The 16737-nt window shown below is 42.3% G+C and carries 18 protein-coding genes; all 18 read left to right on the forward strand.

The features are described from left to right. Window positions 1-125 precede the first annotated feature (125 nt). The 18 genes from NFR56_RS03985 to NFR56_RS04070 all read left to right on the forward strand — a co-directional run bounded on the left by NFR56_RS03985 (window position 126) and on the right by NFR56_RS04070 (window position 16608). Window positions 126-1169 (forward strand): 2,3-butanediol dehydrogenase, encoded by a 1044-nt coding sequence (locus NFR56_RS03985; RefSeq protein ID WP_023918955.1) that lies wholly within the window; start codon window positions 126-128, stop codon window positions 1167-1169. Between the two features lie 94 nt (window positions 1170-1263). Further along, a complete protein-coding gene (locus tag NFR56_RS03990) occupies window positions 1264-2175 on the forward strand; it encodes a DMT family transporter (protein WP_003013343.1) in 912 nt (303 codons plus the stop codon). Window positions 2176-2318: 143 nt separating this feature from the next. Next, window positions 2319-3407 carry a DUF4352 domain-containing protein gene (locus NFR56_RS03995; RefSeq protein ID WP_251457855.1) on the forward strand — a complete coding sequence of 363 codons (1089 nt, stop codon included), beginning with the start codon at window positions 2319-2321 and terminating at the stop codon, window positions 3405-3407. A gap of 145 nt (window positions 3408-3552) precedes the next feature. After that, entirely contained in the window at window positions 3553-4692 is a 1140-nt protein-coding gene (locus NFR56_RS04000; RefSeq protein WP_251457858.1) for an amidohydrolase, read from the forward strand. Between the two features lie 126 nt (window positions 4693-4818). Next, complete coding sequence (locus tag NFR56_RS04005) at window positions 4819-5646, forward strand: amino acid ABC transporter substrate-binding protein (RefSeq protein ID WP_024056430.1); 828 nt, start codon at window positions 4819-4821, stop codon at window positions 5644-5646. Window positions 5647-5670: 24 nt separating this feature from the next. Next, complete coding sequence (locus NFR56_RS04010) at window positions 5671-6528, forward strand: MetQ/NlpA family ABC transporter substrate-binding protein (RefSeq protein WP_251457861.1); 858 nt, start codon at window positions 5671-5673, stop codon at window positions 6526-6528. Window positions 6529-6600: 72 nt separating this feature from the next. Further along, the gene (locus tag NFR56_RS04015) at window positions 6601-7974 is read left to right on the forward strand and encodes a M20/M25/M40 family metallo-hydrolase (RefSeq protein WP_251457864.1); all 1374 of its coding nucleotides are present in this window, start codon (window positions 6601-6603) and stop codon (window positions 7972-7974) included. Further along, the gene (locus NFR56_RS04020) at window positions 7967-9034 is read left to right on the forward strand and encodes a methionine ABC transporter ATP-binding protein (protein WP_251457867.1); all 1068 of its coding nucleotides are present in this window, start codon (window positions 7967-7969) and stop codon (window positions 9032-9034) included. The genes NFR56_RS04015 and NFR56_RS04020 overlap by 8 nt, the downstream gene beginning before the upstream one ends. Further along, window positions 9031-9723 (forward strand): methionine ABC transporter permease, encoded by a 693-nt coding sequence (locus NFR56_RS04025; RefSeq protein WP_003008487.1) that lies wholly within the window; start codon window positions 9031-9033, stop codon window positions 9721-9723. Before NFR56_RS04020 ends, NFR56_RS04025 begins: the two co-directional genes overlap by 4 nt. 12 nt (window positions 9724-9735) lie before the next feature. Next, on the forward strand, window positions 9736-10323 hold the full coding sequence (locus NFR56_RS04030; RefSeq protein ID WP_049497779.1) for an MptD family putative ECF transporter S component: 588 nt from the start codon (window positions 9736-9738) through the stop codon (window positions 10321-10323). Between the two features lie 125 nt (window positions 10324-10448). Further along, on the forward strand, window positions 10449-10643 hold the full coding sequence (locus tag NFR56_RS04035; RefSeq protein ID WP_003005328.1) for a helix-turn-helix transcriptional regulator: 195 nt from the start codon (window positions 10449-10451) through the stop codon (window positions 10641-10643). Window positions 10644-10671: 28 nt separating this feature from the next. After that, window positions 10672-11154 carry a DUF6773 family protein gene (locus NFR56_RS04040; protein ID WP_070588737.1) on the forward strand — a complete coding sequence of 161 codons (483 nt, stop codon included), beginning with the start codon at window positions 10672-10674 and terminating at the stop codon, window positions 11152-11154. Between the two features lie 10 nt (window positions 11155-11164). After that, complete coding sequence (locus tag NFR56_RS04045) at window positions 11165-11656, forward strand: DUF6773 family protein (RefSeq protein WP_070589698.1); 492 nt, start codon at window positions 11165-11167, stop codon at window positions 11654-11656. Window positions 11657-11795: 139 nt separating this feature from the next. Continuing rightward, on the forward strand, window positions 11796-12779 hold the full coding sequence (gene trhO / locus NFR56_RS04050; protein ID WP_045759784.1) for an oxygen-dependent tRNA uridine(34) hydroxylase TrhO: 984 nt from the start codon (window positions 11796-11798) through the stop codon (window positions 12777-12779). A 99-nt stretch (window positions 12780-12878) separates the two neighbouring features. Then, complete coding sequence (locus NFR56_RS04055; RefSeq protein WP_070588738.1) at window positions 12879-13784, forward strand: DUF4299 family protein; 906 nt, start codon at window positions 12879-12881, stop codon at window positions 13782-13784. A gap of 156 nt (window positions 13785-13940) precedes the next feature. Beyond that, entirely contained in the window at window positions 13941-14714 is a 774-nt protein-coding gene (locus NFR56_RS04060; RefSeq protein ID WP_070588739.1) for a nucleoside phosphorylase, read from the forward strand. 155 nt (window positions 14715-14869) lie between these two features. Beyond that, window positions 14870-15622 carry an SDR family oxidoreductase gene (locus NFR56_RS04065; protein WP_070588740.1) on the forward strand — a complete coding sequence of 251 codons (753 nt, stop codon included), beginning with the start codon at window positions 14870-14872 and terminating at the stop codon, window positions 15620-15622. An 83-nt stretch (window positions 15623-15705) separates the two neighbouring features. Next, window positions 15706-16608 carry a carbohydrate kinase family protein gene (locus tag NFR56_RS04070; RefSeq protein ID WP_070588741.1) on the forward strand — a complete coding sequence of 301 codons (903 nt, stop codon included), beginning with the start codon at window positions 15706-15708 and terminating at the stop codon, window positions 16606-16608. Window positions 16609-16737 lie beyond the last annotated feature (129 nt).

Consider the following 16737-nt stretch of genomic DNA (forward strand, 5'->3'; position numbering starts at 1 on the left):
AGTCAAAGGGCTGCTCTTTTTCATCTTCAGTTTTTCCTTGACAAACAAAAGGAAAACGTTTACAATTTTAAATATAAAGTTTCCTGAAAAGAAAACAAAAAAGGTGAAAACAAGGAGATCATCATATGGCTACTATGAAAGCAGCTCGCTGGCATGCAGCAAAAGACGTTCGTATCGAAGAAGTGGAAGTACCTGAAGTACAACCACATCAAGTAAAAGTGGCAGTTAAGTTCACAGGGATCTGTGGGACGGACTTGCATGAATATTTGGATGGACCGATCTTCATCCCAACTGAAGAACATGTGTATTCTGGTCAAAAAGCACCGGTTACTTTGGGACATGAATTCTCTGGTGAAATTGTAGAAGTCGGAAGTGATGTGACTCGTGTCAAAGTCGGTGATCGTGTGACGATCGAGCCAATTTTGGCAAAACACAACTTAATTGGTGACTACAACCTCGATCCAAACTTGAACTTCGTCGGTCTTGCGGCAGATGGTGGGTTTGCTAAATACTGTGTCCTAGATGGAGATTTGGTCCATGTGATTCCAGATAGCTTGAGCTATGAGCAAGCAGCGCTTACAGAACCTGCTGCCGTTGCCGTTTATGCAGTTCGTCAATCTGCATTGAAAGCTGGGGATACAGCCGTTATCTTTGGCTTGGGTCCAATCGGTCTTTTGATTGTTGAAGCCCTTCGTGCAGCAGGAGCATCAAAAATTTATGCGGTTGAATTATCTCCTGAACGCCAAGCGAAAGCGGAAGAATTGGGAGCAATCGTTGTTCGCCCAGAAGAAGGAGAAACAATCGTCGAAGCCATCCATCGTTTAACAGGTGGTGGAGCAGATGTTTCTTATGAAGTGACTGGAGTTCCAGTTGTTTTAGGTCAAGCCCTTGCAGCTGTTCATAAAGCTGGGGAATGTATGGTCGTATCTATCTGGGAACGTGAAGCCAGCATCAATCCAAATGAATTTGCTATCCAAGAAAAATCTCTCAAAGGAATTATTGCCTACCGTCATATCTTCCCTAAAGTGCTGGAATTGATGGAACAAGGCTACTTCTCTGCTGAAAAATTGGTTACCAAGAAAATTAAATTGGAAAATATCGTTGAAGAAGGATTTGTTGAATTAACACAAGATAAATCTCAAATCAAGATCTTGGTTCAACCTGAATAAGCAAATAAATTTATATGAAATATATGAGGCTGAAACGTTTCGTTTCGGCCTTTTATGATACAATAAAAGTAAGGAACAGATTTAGGAGGGGACTATGTCAAAGACGATGAAAGGAACACTCATGACCTTGATCGCCGGGATCGCTTGGGGACTATCCGGAGTTAGCGGACAATATTTAATGGTTCATGGATTTTCGGCTATTGAGTTAACAAATCTCCGTTTGCTTTTTTCTGGAATTGTCCTTATTCTTCTTTCCTACGTTGCAGATAAGGAGAAGTTTTTGGCCTTTGCCAAAGATAAATCTTCCTACCTTCCCCTTCTTATTTTTGCCTTTTTAGGATTGTTATTGACTCAGTTGACCTATTTAGAGGCGATTGCTGAAACCAATGCTGGGACTGCTACGGTGTTACAGTATCTCTGTCCAGTGGGAATTTTAGCCTATACCTGTATCATGGATAAGGTGGCCCCTACACTAGCAGAAGTGTTTTCGATGCTTCTAGCGATTGGTGGCACATTCTTAATAGCAACCCATGGTCAACTCAATCAATTGGCCATCAATCCCAAAGGTTTGGCTTGGGGAGTGGTGTCAGCATTTGCCTATGCCCTTTACATCATTCTACCTCTGAACTTAATTCAAAAATGGGGAAGCATGCTGGTGATTGGAGTTGGGATGACTATTCCAGGAATCCTAATGCTCCCTTTTAGTGGTCTTCTCTCTTCTTCTGGAAACTACAGACTCGATACCTGGATGGCCCTTTTTGGCTTGGTGGTGATTGGGACGATTTTTGCCTATACAGCCTTTCTGAAAGGAACCTCTTTGGTAGGAGCCGTTAAAGGAAGCTTGCTGGCGTCCTTTGAGCCTGTTTCGGCAGTTTTCTTTGCCTTTGTCATTATGAAGGAGCATTTTTTTATGGTTGATGTGATTGGGATGGCCATGATCCTCCTTGCAGTTCTCTTGATTTCCCTCAAGGATTTCATGATTCAAAAAGAAAAAGGCATCTTGTAAAATCAAGACCTATCATATTTTAGTTAAAAGGTTGAGACGAAGGTCTTGGCCTTTTTATGATAGGGAAGAGTTATCACTATATAGCGTATACATAGATAGAAAAAGATGTTAAAATAGAACAAAACTTTTTTAAGGAGATAAGGATGAAAAAGATTTTTAAATGGACCCTATTTGCTGTGGCGACATTGAGTCTAGTAGCTTGTGGCACCACTGCTCAAAAGACAAATTCGCAGCAATCAAAGACGGAAAAAGCGGCGAAAAATTCAGCATCTGACGGTCAAGTAGAGCTGAGCCTAAAAGGAGGGCAATACATCAAACCGCCTGTCCTCAATGACTCAGAAGACGGCACTTATTTAGCCCTTCAATTAGAATTTAAAAATGTTGCCAAAGAATCTATCAACGTGTCAGATTCAGATATCACCATTTACGATGCGGATAATAACAAGGTCAAATTGCAGTCAGGAATTTATGATCACAGTGAAGCATTCCAACTCCTCAAGAGTGATCAGTTGGCCCAGGATAAAAAATTAACCGGTTATATCGTTTTTCCAGTCGAAAAAGGCAAGAAGTACGAAGTGCAGTATGAACGAAAAACCTATAGCTCTGATAAAAAATCCAAGCCTTTAAAATTTGCGGTGGATTCTTCTCAGTATGAGGACAAGGTGGAAGCTTCCACTATTCTAGCAGATGAATACATCAATCAAGTTTACTTCAGTGGCCAACGAAAGGTCAAAAAGGATGACGCTTTTGTTTTGGGAACTGATTTGAAAAAGGAACGCAGTGATTTCCGTGCGAAATTTGCGGCTGATTTTACTCGTAAATTGCATGATTACCAATTCCCTGAAGAAGAAGTGACCCAGTTTATCGATGCTTATGAAAAGGAAAATGCTAAGCGCGCAAAATTAACCTATAAGGTTAAACAATATCTCCCAGACAAGGTAGTCATTAGTCTAAATCCTGAGACAGTCAGCATGGAAAAGACGATCTTAAACCACATGCAGACCTTCTATCAGGAACATCGAAAAGACTATCCAGGGATCATCGAGGCGAATCAGGCTCAAAACAAAGCCTATAGAGAGGAAATGATGGCTTCTCTTGCAGATCGCCCCTTGACGACGCCGGATCGATACGACTACCAGTTGACCTTTGTTAAGAAAGATGGCAAATGGGAAGTAGAAAAAGCCTACAATAGTGATAGCTTTATGGAAAAATTCGAGGGAAATCTTTCTTAATGCTGAAGTTGGCACTCCTAGGACATGAATCTAGGAGTGTTTTTGTCTATAGCTTTAAACTATATCAAAATCCAAGAAACAGGAATTAGACGGAAACACCTATTAGTGATAAAATAATTTTAAGTTCGAAAGGAGATGAAGGCTTGTGTCTTTTTCTTATGAAGAGTTAGCAGAGATTCGCCACTATATCCACCAACACCCAGAATTGTCTGGTCAAGAATACCAGACAACCGCCTTTCTAAAAGAGCGTCTTGAAGAGTTGGGGATTCGTATTTTAGAGAGTAGATTAAAAACTGGTCTGATTGCAGAAATTGGGTCCGGCCAACCGGTGGTGGCACTTCGAGCAGATATCGATGCCCTTCCGATTTTGGAACAAACGAATCTGCCCTACCAAAGTCAGAATCCAGGCGTCATGCATGCCTGTGGCCATGATTTTCATCAAACCAGTCTTCTGGGAGCAGCAGCTCTTCTCAAGGAAAAAGAAGACCAGCTTGAAGGGACCGTACGCTTGATCTTTCAACCAGCAGAAGAAATCTCAGAAGGTGCTTCTGATGTTTTAGCAACAGGACTGTTGGAGGATGTTCAAGGAATTATTGGTTTTCACAATATTCCCCAGCTAAAAGCAGGGCAACTTGCCTTGAATGCTGGAGCCATGATGGCAGGGGTTGAGAAATTCAAGGTTACTGTGACAGGGGTTAGTAGTCATGCTGCGAGACCAGATTTAGGAGTTGACACTGTAACGGCCGTCACAACCATGGTTCAGAACTTACAATTATTAATTTCACGGACCGTTTCTCCCTTTGAAACAGCTGTTTTGTCCATTACGCACCTGGATGTGGGCTCAACCTGGAATGTGCTTCCAAAATCAGGCTATTTTGAAGGAACGATTCGCTCCTTTAATCCGAGTGTGCAAAGAGAGTTGAAGGAACATTTTATTTCGATCATTCGTCATATAGCAAAAAGCCTGGAAGTGGATGTGGCTTTTGAGTGGGGAGTGACCCCGCCTGTTACCTTTAATGATGAGGAATTGACCAAAGTCGTTTGGGAAGCTTCACAAGACTTGGCTGAGGTGCTTCCAGCAAATCCATCTACAGCTGGAGAAGACTTCGCCTTTTACCAAGAACGAATTCCTGGAGTCTTTGCCTTTATCGGTTCAAATGGAGAGCCGGATGCGCCAGACCTCCATCATGATCACATGACCATCGATGATGCAGCCTTTCAGGTGTCGGTTCCCTATTATGTTGAAAATGCGCAAGCTTTATTGCGGTATTTTAAAGAAAAATAAGTGTGATAAAGAAAAACTATCACCTCCATAAAAAATATATATTAGGCAAGTGAATGCTTTTCTGATAGAATAAAAAAATACTTTTAAAATGGCGTTTTATGTGCCTGAAACCAAAAAGGAGATCCTATGAATCTAAAAAAAATGATTAAGTATTCTGCTTTAGGATTAGTTGCAGTCCTTGCAACCAGTGCTTTAGTAGCATGTTCATCTGGCAAATCAGCCAGTGGGAAGAAAACCATTGAAGTTGGAACGGTTGGAACAACCAAACCCTTCTCTTATGAAGAAAAAGACGGCAAGCTAACTGGTTATGAGATCGAAGTATTGCGTGAAATCTTTAAAGGTTCAGACAAATACGAAGTAAACTTTAACAAAACAGAGTGGTCTTCAGTCTTTGCTGGCTTAGATAGTGACCGTTTCCAAATCGGTGCCAACAACATCAGCTACTCAAAAGAGCGGGAAGAAAAATACCTCTATCCAAATCCATATGCTCGCAATCCATTAGTATTGGTCGTACCAAAAGATTCTTCTATTAAATCTTTGGATGACATTGGTGGCAAGAAAACAGAAGTTGTTCAAGGAACATCTACTGCTAAACAATTAGAAGATTACAATAAAAAACATTCAGATAATCCAACTGACTTGCAATACACAGATGGAACCATTCAAACCATCATGGCTAATCTAGCGGATGGTCGTACAGATTACAAGATCTTCGAACGAATCTCAGTAGATACTATCATTCGTGATCAAGGCTATGACAACTTGAAGGTTATCGAGCTTCCAAGCGACCAACAGCCTTATGTGTATCCAATTATTGCAAAAGAAGATAAAGATCTTCAAAAATTTGTCAATAAACGTATCAAGGAACTCTATGACAATGGAACCCTTGAAAAACTGTCTAAAAAATACTTTGGTGGAGTTTATCTACCAGAAGCAAAAGATATTAAAGAATAATATTTATTTAAAGGAGATTTCAAAATGAAATTGAAAAAAATTCTTGGTTTAACAGCTCTTGCAGCTATTGCAACATTTGCTCTTGCAGCATGTGGTTCTTCAAAATCATCTAGCAAAGATGGCGAAACAACAGTTAAAGTGGGTGTCATGAATTTGAGCGACACTGAAAAAGCTCGTTGGGATGCAGTCGAAGAAAACCTCAAAGGAAAAGGCATCAAATTGGAATTCACCCAATTTACAGATTACTCACAACCAAACGTGGCTGTAAAAGATGGTAGTGTAGATATCAATGCTTTCCAACACCACAACTTCTTGGATAACTGGAATTCTAAAAATGATGATGCGCTTGTCTCTGTAGCGGATACTTACATTGCTCCAATCCGTCTCTACTCTGGTACAGAAAACGGTAAAAACAAATACACTTCAATTAAAGAAATTCCTAAAGGTGGAACAATCGCTGTACCAAATGACCCAACAAATGAAAGCCGTGCCTTGTATGTCTTGCAATCAGCTGGTTTGATTAAATTGGATACCAAAGATGGTCAATTGGCAAACGTGTCAAACATTAAAGAAAATCCAAAAGATTTGAAGATTTCTGAATTGGATGCTTCACAAACACCATCTGCTCTTCCATCAGTAGATGCTGCAGTCATCAACAATACCTTCGTTCGTGAAGCAGGCGTTGATTTCAAAAAAGCTATCTATGTTGAAAAGAAAGACAACAACTCAAAACAATGGTACAACGTGATCGCTGCTAAGAAAGATTGGGAAAAATCTGATAAAGCAAAAGCAATCAAAGAAATCATCAAAGCCTATCACAAAGACAATGTGAAGAAAGTGATCGAAGAATCTTCAGAAGGAATGGACCAACCAGTCTTCTAAGATTTGATCTCAAGTGTATGAAGGAGGTGGAGAAGCAATTCTCTACCTCTTATCGTGTATTAGGAGGAATGCATGCCTTTTGCAACAGAAGCGGAACAAATCCGTAAATTTGAAAATGATGAGGTCGCACAACATTATTTTGAAGTGTTGCGAACATTGATTTCAAAAAAATCCATCTTTGCCCAACAAGTTGGTCTCAAGGAAGTGGCCAACTATTTGGGGGAAATTTTTACAGCTGCAGGAGCCAAAGTCGAAGTTGATGATAGCTATACAGCTCCTTTTGTGATTGCCAAATTTTTCTCGCCAAATCCTGAAGCCAAAACCATCATTTTTTATAACCACTATGATACGGTACCAGCTGATGGGGACCAACCTTGGACGGGAGACCCTTTTACCTTATCGGTTCATTATGGAAACATGTACGGTCGAGGGGTTGATGATGACAAGGGGCATATCACGGCTCGTCTCACAGCTCTTCGAAAATACATTCGTGAAAGTGGCGATTTGCCAGTCAATATCACCTTTATCATCGAAGGGGCAGAGGAGTCTGCATCGACTGACTTGGATAAATACTTGGCCAAACACAAGAAACACTTGCGTGGGGCAGACCTCTTAGTGTGGGAACAAGGTACCCGAAATAATCAGGGTCAGTTGGAAATTTCCGGTGGTAGCAAAGGGATCGTCACCTTTGATATGGTGGTGAAGAGTGCAGAAGTGGATATCCATTCCAGCTATGGCGGTGTGGTAGACTCTGCTTCTTGGTATTTGTTAAATGCTATCGCCAGTCTTCGTGACAAAGAAGGTCGAATTTTGGTGGATGGGATTTATGATCAGATCCAAGAACCCAATGAACGCGAGCTAGCTTTGATCGAGCAATATGCCAACAAAGGACCAGAAGATGTAGCGGAAACCTATGGTCTAACCCTTCCAATCTTGAAGGAAGACCGAAAAGAATTCCTGCGTCGTTTCTATTTTGAACCAGCCCTGAATATTGAAGGTTTTGGCTCTGGTTACCAAGGACAAGGTGTTAAAACGATTCTTCCGGCAGAGGCGCGTGCCAAGATGGAGGTGCGCTTGGTTCCAGGTCTAGATCCCAAGGATGTCTTAGAAAAGATCAAGCAACAATTGAAGAAAAATGGCTATGATCAGGTCGAATTGGTCTATACTCTCGGTGAAATGAGTTACCGAAGTGATATGAGTGCCCCATCGATTTTAAATGTCATACGGCTGGCCAAAGATTTCTATAGAGAAGGAGTTTCTGTTCTTCCAACAACAGCGGGGACCGGACCCATGCATACGGTATTTGAGGCTTTGCAGGTGCCGATGGCAGCCTTTGGAATTGGCAATGCCAATAGCCGTGATCATGGGGGCGACGAAAATGTGAAAATCGCCGATTATTACACCCATATTGAATTGATAAAGGAGTTAATAGCAAGTTATGAGTAAAGCAATGATTCAGCTGGACCACATTGATGTGACCTTCCAGCAAAAGAAACGTCAGATCCAAGCCGTCAAAGATGTGACCATTCATATTAATGAAGGCGATATCTATGGGATTGTAGGGTATTCCGGAGCCGGGAAATCGACCTTGGTTCGGGTGATCAATCTCTTGCAAGTGCCTAGTGCCGGAACCATCACTGTGGATGGAGATGTGATTTATCAAGATCAGGTGACCCTAAAACCGGCTGCCCTTCGGGAGAAACGTCGGGATATCGGAATGATTTTCCAACACTTCAACTTGATGGCTCAAATGACTGTCGCAGAAAATGTGGCCTTTGCTCTTAAACATTCTAAATTAAACAAAGAACAAAAGAATGAGAAAGTGGCGAAATTGTTGGAATTGGTTGGTCTAGCTGACCGTGCAGAGAATTACCCAGCACAATTGTCTGGTGGTCAAAAGCAGCGGGTAGCGATTGCGCGTGCCCTTGCCAACGATCCAAAAATTTTGATCTCAGATGAGTCAACTTCAGCCTTGGATCCAAAGACGACCAAACAAATTCTAGCTTTGTTGCAAGAGTTAAACAAAAAACTTGGCTTAACCATTGTCTTGATCACCCATGAGATGCAAATTGTCAAAGATATTGCCAACCGGGTAGCTGTCATGCAAAATGGCGAGCTGATTGAAGAAGGGTCTGTTTTAGATATCTTCTCGAATCCGAAAAATGCTTTGACGCAAGACTTTATCACGGTTGCAACAGGAATCGATGAAGCCATGGTAAAAATCAATCAACAAGCGATTGTGAAGAACTTGCCTGATGATTCGATGTTGGCGCATCTCAAGTATGCAGGTTCTGTGACAGATACAGCCATCATCAATGATATTTACAAGCAGTACCAAGTATCTGCCAACATTTTATTTGGGAACATCGAGATCCTTGATAACACGCCTGTTGGAGAGTTGGTGGTCATCTTATCAGGTGAAAATCAAAATCTGGAAACGGCCAAAGCTGAGTTAGAAAATGCAGGAGTTTCCGTGACTATTGTGAAAGATGGGAGAAAAGCATGATCCAGTTAATTCAAACATATTTACCAAATGTCTATAAATTAGGGTGGTCTGGCCAGTATGGATGGGGAACCGCTATTTACTTGACTCTTTACATGACCGTTATTTCCTTCATTATTGGTGGATTTTTAGGTTTGGTGACAGGACTTTTGTTAGTCTTGACCCGTCCAGGTGGTGTCATCGAAAATAGAATCGTTTTCCAAATTTTGGATAAGATTACTTCCTTGTTCCGCGCCATTCCTTTCATTATCTTGTTGGCCTTTATTAATCCCTTGACCTACTTGCTCTTGAAAAATACCATTGGTCCTACAGCAGCCCTTGTTCCACTGTCTTTGGCTGTCTTTCCATTCTTTGCCCGCCAAGTCCAAGTGGTCTTATCCGAGTTGGATGGAGGTGTGATTGAAGCAGCGCAAGCCAGTGGGGCAACCTTCTGGGATATTGTCGGAGTCTACCTGCGTGAAGGGCTTCCTGATTTGATCCGTGTGACAACAGTGACCATCATTTCCTTGATCGGAGAAACCGCCATGGCGGGTGCCGTTGGTGCTGGAGGATTAGGAACCTTGGCCATCAACTACGGGAAAAATATGTTTAACAATGATGTCATCTTTGTGGCGACCTTATTGATCCTGATTCTGATCGTTCTGGTCCAATTTATCGGGGACTTCCTTTCGAAGAAAATTAGCCACCGTTAGGATCAGTATCCAATGAATAGAATAAATGTGAATCAAATAAAACAAGTTGGAGCCTTCACTTTCCTCTATTTTCTTGCGATTGGACTGGGGGTCTTAGTTGGAAATCTGGTCGATCATCAAGGAAATATGTTTTATGCTCCTGCCTTTTCAGCCCTGTTTGGCGGGACGATCTACCGCTATTATCTAGAAAAAATAAAAGGAGTTGGATCTATCTTTATAGTTGGCTGCGTGATCGGATCCTTCTTCCTCTTTTCGCGTCATGGTGCAGGTGCCTTTATTCCAGCCTTGATCGCCGGAAGTTTTGCGGAGATGGTCGCCTCAAGTGGTCGTTTTCGCTCGAATTTACGAAATGCCTTGTCTTTTGTTATTTTTGCCTTTGCGACAACAGGGCCCATTCTTATGATGTGGTTCTATCCAGCCAGTTACCGCATGTCGTTACTGGATCGTGGTAAATCGATAGACTATGTCAATCGGGTGATGGTATCACCAGATCTAGCGACCATCACTTGGTTTGTCCTCACGGTCATACTGGGTGCTGGATTAGGATGGGGACTATCATATATCCTACAGTCATTTCTAACAAAAAGAAGAGGAAACTAAGAAAGCCTGGGAAACCAGGCTTTTTTTGTTTTATCAAAAATATTTTTTACAAAATGTAAGATATATATTGCAAAATAGAAAATATAGTGTATAATAAAGCTATAAAAACAAGAAAGGAAAATCATGTGGCGAAAAATCTCAAATTAAAAATGGCCCGGGTCGAGCATGATATGACCCAGGGGGATCTTGCAGATGCCATTGGAGTGACGCGCCAGACCATCGGTCTGATTGAGGCGGGAAAGTATAACCCAACCCTCAGTCTCTGCCTTGCCATCTGTAAGACCTTGGATAAGACGCTGGATCAACTGTTCTGGGAGTAACAGTTTTAATAATAGAAAGAGGAAGAATATGAAACAAAAGAAAGAACCAATTGTAAAAGATGAACGGACCATGCTACTTGATGGAAAAATCGCAGGAGAACTTGTCCTTGGTATGACCTGCTTTATTGCCCTATCTGCCTTTGTGAAATCCAGTATCCTGGACTTAGACCTAGTCGCTTATCTCCCTGAGATGTTCCTTCTGATTGCCATGGGAGCCTATGCCTTTGTGAGAAGGATCAGTTCAGGGATTGATATCCGAGATATGTTAGAAAAAGATAGCTGGTTGAGTCGCCTTGGGTCAGGTCTATTCTTTGCTGTGCTTGTGACAGCTATGGATGTGATTGGAAAGCGAGAAGCAATGAGCTTTATGCTCAGTCCCAAGTATCTGGTCAAAATTTTATTAGAAATTCTCGTCTTTGCCCTCCTGACAGATCTGCTTGAAAAACCACTTGCTATTATCAATCGGAAAAAACAAGAGAAGATTGAGGCAGAGTTAGAGGATGAAGAATAAGGAGGAAGAGATGAGATTACAATTGCTGAACAAACAAATCATAGATGAACGAGAAGAAGGCTTAGCTAATAAGGCTGGTGCTGAGACGGCTGGTTTTCTTTGCCTTGCCTTAACTGTTTTTAGTGTGGGATCCATTTTTACATCTAAGGTGGGGCTCAGTCCAATCATGGTGGTAGCCTTACTCATCGTCTCAGGATTGTATTACTCTGTTCGTTGTCAACGATTGGGTGTGAAATTTATCAGTTATAGCTATCTAAATGCGACAGGAATTGTAGCAGTAACCTTTATTCTCTCCTTGTTCATCTGGGCCCAAAATTTTCAATTAAACCAAGCTGTCTATCAGGCCAATCCCTTCCATTCAAAATTTTTACTAGTACTTCCAATTACCTTTTTACTGAATCTTCCAATTGTATGGGGAGTGAATACCCTTGTAATGCTTCTTGCAAAAGTTGAGAAAAAACGCTATGAAGCCTATCTGGATCAGATGGAAAAAGAAGAGTAACTTGGTTTCATCGTGTAAAAGTCTGGTATCCCAGGCTTTTATTTTTCAGTCAAATAAATTGCATTCGTTTTCTTGGGAGAGTATACTGGTATAGTTGAATGAAAAATTCTGATAATTTAATCTTAGAAAAGAGAATATTATGGCAAAACCTATTCGCGTATTACTCTACTACCTCTATACTCCCATTGAAAATGCAGAACAATTTGCAGCCGACCACTTGGCCTTCTGTAAATCAATCGGCCTCAAAGGACGTATCCTAGTCGCTGACGAAGGAATCAATGGAACTGTTTCTGGTGACTACGAAACAACACAAAAATACATGGACTACGTTCACAGCCTTCCAGGTATGGAAGACCTCTGGTTCAAAATTGACGAGGAAGAAGAGCAAGCTTTCAAGAAGATGTTTGTACGTTATAAGAAAGAGATTGTCCACCTTGGTTTAGAGGATGATAATTTCGATAATGACATCAATCCTCTTGAAACGACAGGTGCTTACTTGTCTCCAAAAGAGTTTAAAGAAGCTCTTCTCGACGAGGATACCGTTGTTCTTGATACTCGAAACGACTACGAGTACGACCTTGGACACTTCCGTGGCGCTATTCGTCCTGACATCCGCAATTTCCGTGAATTGCCACAATGGGTCCGTGATAACAAGGAAAAATTCATGGACAAGCGTGTTGTCGTCTACTGTACTGGTGGAGTCCGTTGTGAGAAATTCTCGGGTTGGATGGTGCGTGAAGGCTACAAAGATGTTGGTCAATTGCATGGTGGAATCGCCACTTATGGGAAAGACCCTGAAGTTCAAGGCGAACTGTGGGATGGGAAAATGTACGTCTTTGACGAGCGGATTGCAGTCGATGTCAACCATGTCGATCCAAGTGTAGTTGGAAAAGATTGGTTTGATGGAACACCATGCGAACGCTATGTCAACTGTGGAAATCCTTTCTGTAACCGTCGGATCTTGACTTCAGAAGAAAACGAAGATAAGTACCTTCGCGGATGTTCGCATGAGTGCCGGGTTCACCCTCGCAATCGTTATGTTGAAGAACACAACTTGTCACAAGCAGAAGTTCGTGAGCGTTTGGCCCTTATCGGTGAAACGCTTGATGGAGCACCAGCATAATAGAAACAAACAGTCTGAAAGCTCAGGCTGTTTTTATATGGAAATTGGTTGAAAATTGTGCTATACTTTAGGTAAGCGATTTCACAAAGGAGAAAACAAATGAGTATCGTGTTTTCAATCAAAAATAAAAAGAGCTTATTTGGCTATCAGAAAGTACTCGCAGCACAGGAAGTTCTTAAATTAGTGGAGGGGTTAACAACCTACAACTATGATCCTGCCACCCTTCATCGTCCCTTAAATGATTTTGAAGGCTTGAACTGTATCGTATTTGGTAAGAGCGGTCTTCCTCTGCAGTTACGCTATTTTGATGAGGAAGAGTCTTATCAGATTCAGGTGCCCTCTTTTGCGATAGAAGAAGATTGGCAGTTGGCCCTTCGATGGATCAGTCGCCTAGGAGAAGTATTAGGAACGGAGATTGTGGCTAGCGACGGCGTGAGCTATACTCCAGATTCTATTTTCCATTTTGATTATGAAGTCGTTATCCTAGAAACGCTGGGTAATTTGACGAAAGAAAAAGATCTAAAAGAGTTTGAAGTACAAGGCTTCGCTCATCCGGTCTATTTGGATCGGGATACAGTGCAGGAAGTCTTGAACCATGTCCATCCACTAGAAGCCTACTCTGCCTTTATCAAGAAGATTCAATATAGTGCAGCTTATTTCAGTCAAGTCCGTTTTTATCAACAGGAGGAGACAGGAGCATTTTTAGCTAGCTATAGCTTGACAGAAGATACGGATACGGTCTTGCCAAGCGTGCCACATGTTCCTGCAGAATATGTAGAAATTGTGGGCTTAGCGGGTATCATTGATTGGCAAGTTCTTTTGGTTGCGATCGATGGAGATCCGGATAAGCCAGAAAACTACCATCCAATTGGTTCTCTTGCTCTGAAGAAACTTATAGAAGCGCTAGAGCCAGATGAATATCAGCTGCTAGATGCTAGTCAAATTGAAATTAAAAAATTATCCAAAGAACGCTTGCTAGAATTAGCGCAATTGGAGAACAAGTAAAAAATATCATAGTGAACTGTCCCTCCGACGTTTGATCCGAAAAATCTAACGTCTGGGAGCAGTTCTTTTTTATGCCCTTCCTTTGATCAAAAACCAATGACTAGGCTAATTGTGGTATAATAGGGGCCTAGAAGTAGAATGAAAGAGGTGCACGAAATGCTGTTAGAAGAATTTGATGCCAATCGACAGGCGATTATCAATCCACAAGACTTACACGAACCAATTGAAGGATTTCCCAAAGTAGTCATCTCTTGCTTTTCAAGAGTAACTTTTGCGCGCCTCCTTGAAAATTATGAACATGAGGTCGTTGCAAGAACCTCCATGGCTAATTTTGAAGTCATGGTCTATGGGATCACTATTGGAGACCAACAAATTGGTGCCTTTAATGCACCAGTTGGGGCTGCTTCCTGTGTGGGAATTATAGAGGACCTGATTCAATTTGGGATGGAAAAACTGGTGCTCTTTGGGACCTGTGGGGTATTAGATCGAGATATCGAAGCAACCTCCATCATCATTCCAACAGCGGCTCTTCGCGACGAGGGGACCAGTTACCACTATCTTCCGGCTAGTGATGAAGTGGAAGTAAACAAGAAAACCCTTCCTCTCTTCCAAGCCTTTCTGGACAGCCACAAGGTTTCCTATCAGTCAGGAAAAGTGTGGACGACAGATGCACCTTACCGGGAAACCACCGACAAGATGAAGCGACGAAAGGAAGCGGGAGCCATCTGTGTGGATATGGAATGTTCGGCAGTGGCAGCCCTAGCAGCTTATAGGGGCTTTGAGCTCTGCCATTTCTTCTACGCAGCTGACCACCTCTCGGAAGAAAAATGGGATATCCGAACCTTATCTAGTCATGAGGATTTAGATAGCAAGGATCGAATCGCGGAGTTAGCCATCCAATTTGCGCTCTTTTGGGGAAAGGCAAACTAAATGAAAGAAGCAATGATTGAACTGAAGGATTTTTCCTTCCAATACAAGAAGTAATTTTGCAAGATAGGATTGTTTCATCTAGATTCTAAGTCGAGACAGAACCTGATGGATCTTTCTCAATCAGGGACGTTTTTACAATCCATGGAGGTAATGACATGTCAGAAACGATTTTAGTAACAGGAGCTTCAGCTGGCTTTGGTCAAGCGATTTGCCGTCGCTTAGTAGCAGATGGATACCGTGTGATCGGGTCAGCTAGACGCATCGATAAATTACAGGCCCTTCAAGAAGAGTTGGGAGAAGCCTTTTATCCCCTGCAAATGGATGTGACGGATCTTTCTCAGGTAGATCATGCACTTTCCAGTTTGCCAAAAGATTGGGAGAAAGTGGATGTTTTGGTCAATAATGCTGGCTTGGCCCTAGGCCTCGCCCCAGCTTATGAAGCAGAGGTCGCAGACTGGCTGACCATGATTCAGACCAATATTGTCGGCTTGACCTATCTGACAAGGAAAATCTTGCCCCAGATGGTGGAACGAAATGATGGCTATATTATCAATTTGGGCTCTACAGCAGGAACTGTGCCTTATCCAGGGGCAAATGTTTACGGGGCATCCAAGGCTTTTGTCAAGCAATTCTCCCTCAATCTTCGGGCGGATCTAGCTGGCAAAAAGATTCGTGTCAGCAATATTGAACCCGGTCTTTGTGAAGGGACAGAGTTCTCTTCTGTTCGCTTTAAAGGAGACGAAAAACGGGTAGAAGCCCTCTATCGTGATGCCCATGCCATTCAACCTGAAGACATTGCTAACACCGTAGCTTGGTTGATCCAACAGCCCAAGCATGTCAATGTCAATCGGATTGAAATCATGCCGGTTTCCCAAACCTTTGGCCCTCAACCCGTTTATCGTGATTAAAAAGAGAAGCAACCACTCCACAAGGGGTTGGTTGTTTTTTATGTTTCCTCTGGTATAATAGAAGGCAAAGTAAGGAGAAAAAGATGACAGCTGCGTTAATTATTGGTTCTACAGTTTGTGATGTGATGATCTACTTGGATCGTTTGCCAAGTCGTGAAGGAGATGCCCATATTGATCACCAGCAATGGTCTGTGGGAGGTTGTGCCTTTAATGTCGTTAATATCCTTCATTTTTTGTCGCAACCCTACCAGTTTGTCTCGCCAGTTGGTTCTGGGATGTATGGTGATTTTATTCGGAGAGAGTTGAAACAATTAGGAATTTCCTCTAGCATCTCATTAGAAGGGGCCAATGGTTGCTGTTACTGCTTTGTAGAGTCTGATGGTGAGCGGACCTTCTTATCGGACCACGGAGTGGAGTATAGCTTCCAAGCAGAGTGGCTAAAAGAGATCGAGACAGATCGGTTTGATTACATCTACTTGTGTGGCCTTGAAGTCGAGGAGCCAACCGGTCTTGCATTGGTCCAGTCTATTTCGCAACTAGAAGGCCAGGTGATTTTCGCACCTGGGCCACGCGGACACTTGATTCCAAAGGATCGACTGGAAGCAATTTATGATCTGCATCCGATTCTCCATGTTAATGAGGCTGAAGCACTGGCTTTTTCAGGGTGTAGAGAGATCCAGCCAGCCATCGAACACTTGTATCAGAGAACGGGACAATTAGTCATTGTCACCTTGGGTGAAAACGGAGCGGTTGCCTATGATGGCAACTGGTATGAGGCAGACGGTTTTCCAACAGAAGTCGTCGATACAGTAGGCGCTGGAGATAGCCATGTAGGAGCCTTTATATCCGCTCGTCTAGAAGGCTTAGACATCGCGCAAGCCTTAAGCTTTGCCAACAAAGTCTCTAGCCAGATTGTTGCAAGTAAGGGCGTTCATCTGACAAAAGAGCAGCAAGAAGCCCTGCGAACAGAATTGAAACAAAAATAAAAAAGAGAGTGGGACAGAAATCGGTAATTCGTTAGAATTCGATTTCGTCGTCCCACCTCCTCACAGTTGAGTAGGGCTGTAAAAGCTGATGAAATTAGCGTAGTAGAGCCCACTCAACCACTGCGTCTT

It is taken from the genome of Streptococcus caecimuris (assembly GCF_943193075.1).
Taxonomy (GTDB): Bacteria; Bacillota; Bacilli; order Lactobacillales; family Streptococcaceae; genus Streptococcus; species Streptococcus caecimuris.

Bases quoted from the DNA above. Each gene is read 5' to 3' on its own strand.
- NFR56_RS03985 (WP_023918955.1), top strand. From the start codon at position 126: ATGGCTACTATGAAAGCAGCTCGCTGGCATGCAGCAAAAGACGTTCGT.
- NFR56_RS03990 (WP_003013343.1), top strand. From the start codon at position 1,264: ATGTCAAAGACGATGAAAGGAACACTCATGACCTTGATCGCCGGGATC.
- NFR56_RS03995 (WP_251457855.1), top strand. From the start codon at position 2,319: ATGAAAAAGATTTTTAAATGGACCCTATTTGCTGTGGCGACATTGAGT.
- NFR56_RS04005 (WP_024056430.1), top strand. From the start codon at position 4,819: ATGAATCTAAAAAAAATGATTAAGTATTCTGCTTTAGGATTAGTTGCA.
- NFR56_RS04010 (WP_251457861.1), top strand. From the start codon at position 5,671: ATGAAATTGAAAAAAATTCTTGGTTTAACAGCTCTTGCAGCTATTGCA.
- NFR56_RS04015 (WP_251457864.1), top strand. From the start codon at position 6,601: ATGCCTTTTGCAACAGAAGCGGAACAAATCCGTAAATTTGAAAATGAT.
- NFR56_RS04020 (WP_251457867.1), top strand. From the start codon at position 7,967: ATGAGTAAAGCAATGATTCAGCTGGACCACATTGATGTGACCTTCCAG.
- NFR56_RS04025 (WP_003008487.1), top strand. From the start codon at position 9,031: ATGATCCAGTTAATTCAAACATATTTACCAAATGTCTATAAATTAGGG.
- NFR56_RS04030 (WP_049497779.1), top strand. From the start codon at position 9,736: ATGAATAGAATAAATGTGAATCAAATAAAACAAGTTGGAGCCTTCACT.
- NFR56_RS04040 (WP_070588737.1), top strand. From the start codon at position 10,672: ATGAAACAAAAGAAAGAACCAATTGTAAAAGATGAACGGACCATGCTA.
- NFR56_RS04045 (WP_070589698.1), top strand. From the start codon at position 11,165: ATGAGATTACAATTGCTGAACAAACAAATCATAGATGAACGAGAAGAA.
- trhO (WP_045759784.1), top strand. From the start codon at position 11,796: ATGGCAAAACCTATTCGCGTATTACTCTACTACCTCTATACTCCCATT.
- NFR56_RS04055 (WP_070588738.1), top strand. From the start codon at position 12,879: ATGAGTATCGTGTTTTCAATCAAAAATAAAAAGAGCTTATTTGGCTAT.
- NFR56_RS04060 (WP_070588739.1), top strand. From the start codon at position 13,941: ATGCTGTTAGAAGAATTTGATGCCAATCGACAGGCGATTATCAATCCA.
- NFR56_RS04065 (WP_070588740.1), top strand. From the start codon at position 14,870: ATGTCAGAAACGATTTTAGTAACAGGAGCTTCAGCTGGCTTTGGTCAA.
- NFR56_RS04070 (WP_070588741.1), top strand. From the start codon at position 15,706: ATGACAGCTGCGTTAATTATTGGTTCTACAGTTTGTGATGTGATGATC.